4 protein-coding genes are annotated in these 7,518 nt (G+C 46.0%); all 4 read left to right on the top strand.

Annotated elements, in window-relative coordinates:
* Positions 1-78: 78 nt before the first annotated feature.
* Positions 79-639, top strand: coding sequence for a thioredoxin family protein (locus OSCI_RS15730; protein WP_007356013.1), 561 nt, complete (start codon positions 79-81; stop codon positions 637-639).
* A 217-nt stretch (positions 640-856) separates the two neighbouring features.
* Positions 857-2,236 carry a response regulator gene (locus OSCI_RS15735; protein WP_007356014.1) on the top strand — a complete coding sequence of 460 codons (1,380 nt, stop codon included), beginning with the start codon at positions 857-859 and terminating at the stop codon, positions 2,234-2,236.
* A gap of 192 nt (positions 2,237-2,428) precedes the next feature.
* Entirely contained in the window at positions 2,429-4,108 is a 1,680-nt protein-coding gene (locus OSCI_RS15740) for a GGDEF domain-containing response regulator (protein WP_007356015.1), read from the top strand.
* A gap of 522 nt (positions 4,109-4,630) precedes the next feature.
* Positions 4,631-7,518, top strand: a 2,888-nt coding sequence (locus OSCI_RS15745) for a PAS domain S-box protein (protein ID WP_168371094.1), incomplete at its 3' end; no start/stop codon positions are given.

Here is a 7,518-nt window from a genome sequence, read left to right on the forward strand (position 1 = left end):
TTAAAATCGGTGGCTCATCGGGGTTTGCTATTGCTAACTGATTCGGATTGAAATACAGGAAAAAAGGAAAGAGCAAAGATGAGTTTATTAATGGAAACAACAGGTACTCCTATTGACGGCTACGCTCCTGATTTTGAACTGCCGGGAGTTGATGATGAAGTTCACCATTTAGCTCGATATCTAGAAAGATTTCGAGTCGTGGGCGTAATATTTATGTGCAATCACTGTCCTTACGTGCATTTGTATTTAAATCGCCTAAAACAAATCCAAGCAGATTTTCAAACTCAACAAGTTACTTTAATTGGGATTAATGCTAATGATGCAATTCAATATCCCGATGACAGTTTCGAGAATATGAAAACCTTTGCGACTAACAATGAATTGAATTTCCCATACATCCGAGACGTTACTCAGGATGTTGGTCAAAGCTTCGGAGCTCAGACAACACCGCAGGTTTTTTTACTAGACAAAGATGGGAAACTGCGTTACAAGGGTTTGATTGACGACAACGCCAACGATCCAGCAGGGGTACAGGTGCAATATTTACGCAATGCGATCGCCCAACTGCTGAATGGCGAACCCGTGACCCCTACCTCTACTGAAGCGATCGGCTGTTCTGTTAAATGGCGTAATGGTTAGTAGTTAGTGGTTAGTAGTTAGTGGTTAGTAGTTAGTAGTTAGTGGTTAGTAGTTAGTGGTTGGTTGCTTCCCCTCTGCCCCCTCGCTCCCCCGCCCCTCCGCTCCCCCTGCCCCCCCCGCTCCCCCTGCCCCCCCGTCTCCCCCGCTCCCCTGCCCCCCTGCCCCCCCGCTCCCCCTCTCCCCCGCCACAGGTTCAGTATTTTATTTCACCGTACAAGTGGAATCGGCAAGTGAGGAAAGTGAGGACTCCGAAGAGACAAACTCACCTCATCCCCAATTAGCAGGAAAACGACTGCTAGTTGTCGAAAGTCACCACATTAACCAACAGATTTTAACCCTGCAAACTCGCAACTGGGGAATGTTTCCTACTGTCGCTACTAACAGTATTGAAGCTTTGGAAAAACTACAGGCAGAACCAGATTTTGATTTAGCTATTTTGAGTACAGAAATGCAAGAAATGGACGGTTTAACTCTAGCCAAAACCATCCGTCAACAACTAAGACTTGCCAATTTACCTTTGATATTACTGACTCGTATTGGTAAGGCTCCCACTGCCCTTGCGAATCTTAATATTACCGCTTTTCTGAACAAACCGATTAAAAACTCTTATTTTTATAGCATTTTACTCCAAATTTTTGCACAAAAATCTCAGCTAATTACAGTTGAGAATTCCGCCTCGAAACCCAATACCAACCACCCAACCCTTAAGAACCTCCGAATCCTGCTAGCAGAAGACAATACAGTGAACCAAAAAGTCACTCTGCGGCTTTTACAGCGGCTGGGATGCACTGCTGACCTAGCTACCAATGGCTTAGAAGTGCTCGGTGCTTTGCGATCGCGACCCTACGATGTTATACTCATGGACGTGCAAATGCCCAAAATGGACGGGTTAGAAGTCACGCGCCGCATTGCCTCAGAATGGCCCTTGCAGGCGGCAGAAATCATTAGTACACAACCTAAAAATGCACCCCCTTCACCATTCCCCAAGCCTTGGATTATCGCCGTCACTGCTAACGCCATGCGAGGCGATCGCGAAGATTGCATCAGTGCAGGCATGGATGACTACCTCAGCAAACCAATAAAATTGGAGGAAATGAGAGCCGCACTCAATACCGCACTCCGTAAATCTCAGAAACTAATTCCATTCCCTGTTAACAATGTCTTAGTAGCAGCCAAGCCTCCAATTTCTCCCTCTGTTCTTGACCTCAAAGTATTACAATCTTTAGAAGAAATGCTAGGAGGCGATACCTCTTCTGTACTTGTAGAAATGATCGATTGCTACCTCGAAGACTCACTAAAAATGTTGCAATATCTCCAGACTGCCAACCGCAATCAAAATGCAGCCGATCTCTACGCAACCGCTCACACCCTGAAGTCAAGTAGTGCTACTTTTGGAGCCGTTCAATTGTCTAAACTGTGTAAAAAAATTGAGGCAATAGCTCGTAATTGTGTCCAATCTAAAATTGCAGAAACAGAAATTCCCTTATCCCTACCAGAAGAAGTTCAGTCCCTAATACTCGAACTGGAAACTGAGTATCAAAAAACAAGACAAGCACTGGAAATACTTCGGTTACAATGTCTAGAATCGATTGTTTAGCATGAAAATTATAGCAGCCGCCAACACAATTAGTACTTTCTTAGTGGTCGAAATCATTGACTTATCCCTTCTCCCCATCTAAAATAACTAAACTTTTTACCATCGTTACCTTACACCTGCCTTCTGCCAGTAAGCGATTGCCTCAAAAAATCCAATTAAAAAAATATAAGCCAACTTTTTTTTATTTGATTAATGATTAACACCCCCATCGAGAAAGATTCGCCCCTCATTCTCGTGGTGGACGACGAAAAGTCCATGCGGGTTTTATTGCGCCGCGCAATGGAAAAACAAGGCTATCAAGTAATTGAGGCCAGTGATGGCGAACAATGCTTAGAGAAATGTTCCAAGCGTTGGCCAGATATAATCCTGCTCGATGCCATCATGCCGATCATGGACGGTTTCACTTGCTGTAGCGAATTGCAAAAGCTCCTGGCCCAAGAAGAGAATGCCAAAGAACAACAGGAACAGCCAAATACTTCTTTTTTGGTTCCTCTTTCAGCGCCGCGCGAACGCACGCCCGTATTGATGATTACTGGTCTTGACGATCCAGAGTCCGTCGATCGCGCTTTTACCGCTGGCGCTACTGATTATGTGACTAAACCCATTCACTGGGCAGTTTTGCGACAGCGCGTCCGCCGCCTGCTCCAAAACGGGCAGCTCATCAAGGAATTGCAGCAGCAAAATGAACAAGAGCGCCTGATGGCGAGAATGTTGGAGCGCATTCGCTATTCTTTGAATCTGGATGTAATTCTCAATACTACGGTGGCTGAGGTGAGGCAATTTCTCCAAACCGATCGAGTATTAATTTATCGTTTTTATCCTGATACAAAAGGGGTAATGGTAGTGGAATCCGTTGTCTTTCCTTGGGTATCTGTACTAGGAACAACTCTCGAAAATTATTGCTTTAGTGAAGACTATGCCGAACTCTACAAGCAGGGACGTATCCATACGATTGAGGATATTTACACTGCCGATCTCTCTGAATGTCATAAAAATTTTTTGGATCGGTTTCAAGTCAGAGCGAGCATGGTTGTGCCTATAGTTATTAGAGAACAGAAGAATTGGGGAACTCTTGAGATCGGGAAATTAGGAGATGGGGAAAATCACACTGCTCCTTTTCCTTTCGCCGCTAATCTTCCTCAGAACTCCACCACGTCACCTAAGAGTACCCTCACCAGCGAGCCTAGACTTTGGGGATTGTTAATTGCTCATCACTGTTCGCACCCTCGCCGATGGCAACCAGCAGAGATCAGGTTTGTAGAGCGCTTAGCTGCTCAGGGGGCGATCGCGATCCAGCAATCTCAACTCTATCAGCGGTTGGAAGCGGCTAATGGTGAGTTGCAACGTCTCGCTTCTCTGGATGGACTCACAGGGTTGGCCAACCGCCGCCAATTTGATGAATATCTTGAGTATGAATGGCTGCGATCGCTACGGAATGGTGGCTCCATCTCCTTAATTTTGTGTGATGTTGACTTTTTTAAGCTCTATAACGATACTTATGGCCACCAAGCCGGGGACGAGTGCCTTAAAAAAGTAGCCGAGGCTATTAATGAGGCCAGACAGCAACCTGGAGATTTTGCGGCTCGTTACGGGGGAGAGGAATTTGCGGTGATTCTCCCTTGCGCCGAGAAGCAGCGGGCGCTGGAGGTTGCAGAGGACATTCGTCGCCGGATCGCAGTTTTACAAATACCTCACGCTACTTCTAAAGTTAGCGAGTTCGTCTCTGTCTCGCTAGGTGTGGCTAATTTTGTTGGCAAGCAATGGCAACCAGTTTCTTCAGTTTCTAGGGAAGGACTGATTGCTATGGCTGATAAAGCTCTTTATCAGGCGAAACAGGAAGGACGCGATCGCACTGTAGTCCAAATTTGCTGAAGGAAGAAGGAAGAGGGAAGAGGGAAGAAGGAAGAGGGGGCAATGCTGAAGGCAGAAGTTATAAGTTTTTTAATATTAATGGCTATTCGTATTCAGCTATACAGATTTTTTATTGATTTTAAAATTTGCGTTTTAATTCTAACTTTTTAATTGTTAATTATAAAACTTTTGCCTGAAAAGTTGAAAATTTAGAGAATAGTTCGGAATTCAAGGCTAACTCAGGTAAAAAATAAGAATACGATCGAGATCGCTAGATCGAGGCCACAAAATATGGTAAAGAAAATCTTGGTATTCTCTTGCTAAGATGTCAAGAATAGGCAAATCTGTTACACTTATCTAACCCAAATCTGCAAGCTCAAAAGCGCAAAGCGAAATAGAGACGATTTGAGCCTGGATCGCAACACATCCCTAAAAATTGGGCAACTGCGTACAGCACCATTGATTAGGAAAGCGGCAAACCCCGCCCCGCTTTCTTCCCAATCCCTGAAGGGTATGGGTGTTCAGCGGGCTTTTCCGATCGGCATGCAAACTCGCGCAAACTACCATTATCCTGAGACAGAAACTAACTCTTGCGTTTCCAAAGTACATGAGATCGACTCAGATGTAGAATGGTGCCGAGCCGAGATCCAAGCAATCCCGCGTCGGATTGAGCACCTCTGTGTTCTAGCTGATGCTGTACCAGTCGCAATCTGGATGTCAGACGCATCCAGCCGATACACTTTTTTAAATCAACGTTGCTTAGAGTTTACGGATCGTAGTTTAGGAGAAACACTCGAAAGTGCTTGGGCAAAAAGCGTTCACCCAGAAGATTTACAGCAATGCTTAGAAGCATACCGCCAAGCAATTGACGTGGGATGCCGAGGGATGGCTAGACCTACCCACTTTCAAGCCGAATATCGCATCAGGTGCAGGAATGGAGAATACCGTTGGATTCTAGATAGTGGAGTTGCTCAACAAACAACAGAGGGAAATTTTATTGGCTACGTCGGTACGATTTTCGATATCACCGAGCGTAAGCAGCTTGAGGAAGAATTGAGAAAATACCGCAATCGTATCAAGGAACTGATAGCAGAACGCACTGCCGAATTGATGTTTAATAATTCGCAACTTGAACAAGAAATTGGCCGTAGTAATCAATCAAAGGAACTAGATCGCGAAATATCAGAACAGTTCCGTACTATCTTCGAGCAAGCAGCAGTTGGGATTATAAATATCAATCCCCAAGGTAAGTTAATTCGAGTCAACCAGCGCTTTTGCGAAATAGTTGGATACAGCGAATCGGAATTGCTGGAAATGACATTAGATCGGATTACTCACCCAGATGACTTGCAAGTTAACGAAAACTTTAGACAAGCTTGTTTAGCAAATCAAATTCAGACTTACTGTCTGGAAAAGCGCTACATCCGCAAAGATGGAACTCTCGTCTGGGTGAACTTAACAGTTTCAATAGTACGCGATGCCATGATGCGTCCTAAGTATTATATTGCCGTCATAGAAGATATCAGCGAGCGCAAACAAGCAGAGGCCGCACTCAAAGCCGAACGAGAGCGGCTGTTTTCCCTCCTAGACCAACTCCCCGCTTATGTCTGCGTGCAAGGGCGCGATCGCAGCATCCACTTTGCTAATCGCTACTTCCGCGAACACTTTGGCGATCCAGATGCCAAGCAGCGTCCAGAAATCCTTCCAGGGCAATCGCCCTCTTATCCTACCTATATGACTAGCGAAGTTTTAGACATCAAAAAAACGGCTACTTGGGAATGGACGCGCTTTGATGGCAAGACTTATCAAAGTTACAACTTCCCTTTTACAGACATTGACGGTTCTCAGCTAGTTCTGGAATTGGGTATCGACATCAGCGAGGGTAAACAAGCAGTGTCAGCCCTACGACAGTCACAGGAAATGCTCCAACTGGTGATCGATAACATTCCCCAAGCCATTTGCTGGAAAGATCGAAACTCCGTCTACTTAGGTTGTAACCGCACTGCCGCTGCTGATGCAGGTTTGGCCTGTTGTCAAGACATTATTGGACTTACAGACTGGGACTTACCTTGGACAAAAGAGCAAGCTGAGTCCTTTCGTAAAAGCGATCTGCGCGTGATGGAAACAGATACCCCGCAATATCGCATCCTGCAACCCCAACTCCAAGCAAACGGTCAACTGGCGTGGCTGGACACTAACAAGATTCCGCTGCACGACATAGAGGGAAACGTTGTCGGTATCCTGATCACCTATGAAGATATTACTCCCCACAAACAAGCTCAGGAAGAAATTATTGAGGGCGCTCAACGGCTATCTACAGTGATTGAAACCGTTGGCGAAGGCATTACCCTCAGCGACGCGGAGGGGAACTTTATCATCTATAACTCCCGAATGGAGGAGTTGACGGGTTATAGCAAAGCAGAGGCTGAAACTGCTGGAGATTTTCTGCGGTTGCTGTATCCTGACACCCAAGCCCACGCCGCCGCCTTGAATGGGATTAGGGAGATGGTACTTACGGGCGGATTTCGAGATGTGGAAACAGCGATCGTTACGAAAGAAGGCAAGCAGAAAACCCTGTTGGTATCGACATCTTTAATGCAGTATAAAAACCGCAGCCTATTTTTGAGCGCTTACCGCGATATCTCCCACCGCGTAGAAGCCCAAGAAGCTCAGCGGCAGGCGGAGGAGAAATACCGCAGCTTGTTTGAAAATGCTCTGGAAGGGATTTTTCAGACCACAATTGACGGTCATTATCTCAATGCCAATCCTGCTTTAGCCCGGATTTACGGCTACTCCACGCCCCAAGAATTGATGGTGCGCTTGACTGACATCTCGCGGCAATTGTACGTAGAACCAAATCGCCGCGCCGAGTTTATCCGGCGCTTGCAAGAAGATGATGTAGTGTCGGGGTTTGAGTCCCAAGTTTACCGCTCTGACGGTAGCACGATCTGGATTTCTGAGAATGCTCGTGCAGTTCGCGACAGGCACGGAACGGCGCTTTACTATGAGGGAACTGTTGAAGATATTACCGAGCGCAAGCGCTTGGAAGAAGAGCGCAGGCAGCAAGCTGAACGGGAGCGACTGATTAGTAAGATTGCTCAGCGTATCCGCTCTTCTCTCGATCTTAGGGGTATTCTGAGCGTAGCGGTTGCAGAAGTCAGAGAATTTTTGCAGACAGATCGAGTATTAATTTACCGTTGCGAGCAGGATGGTACTAGAGCGGTGGCTGTAGAATCGGTATGTTCGGATTGGCAGCCGATGCTAGATGTTAAGGTTCTTGATGCTAGCTTTGCTACGTCTATGTTTGCTGACGGTCAAATCCAAGCAGTTGAGGATATCGATCGGGCAGATTTACCGCAGTCTGATGTTGATTTACTCGCTCAGTTTCAAGTAAGAGCGACTTTAGTCATGCCGATCGCGCTACAGGGATT

It is taken from the genome of Kamptonema sp. PCC 6506 (genome assembly GCF_000180455.1).
Lineage (GTDB): Bacteria > Cyanobacteriota > Cyanobacteriia > Cyanobacteriales > Microcoleaceae > Kamptonema > Kamptonema formosum.

Excerpts from the sequence above, each read along its gene's own strand:
- OSCI_RS15730 (WP_007356013.1), top strand. The coding sequence starts at position 79 with ATGAGTTTATTAATGGAAACAACAGGTACTCCTATTGACGGCTACGCT.
- OSCI_RS15740 (WP_007356015.1), top strand. The coding sequence starts at position 2,429 with ATGATTAACACCCCCATCGAGAAAGATTCGCCCCTCATTCTCGTGGTG.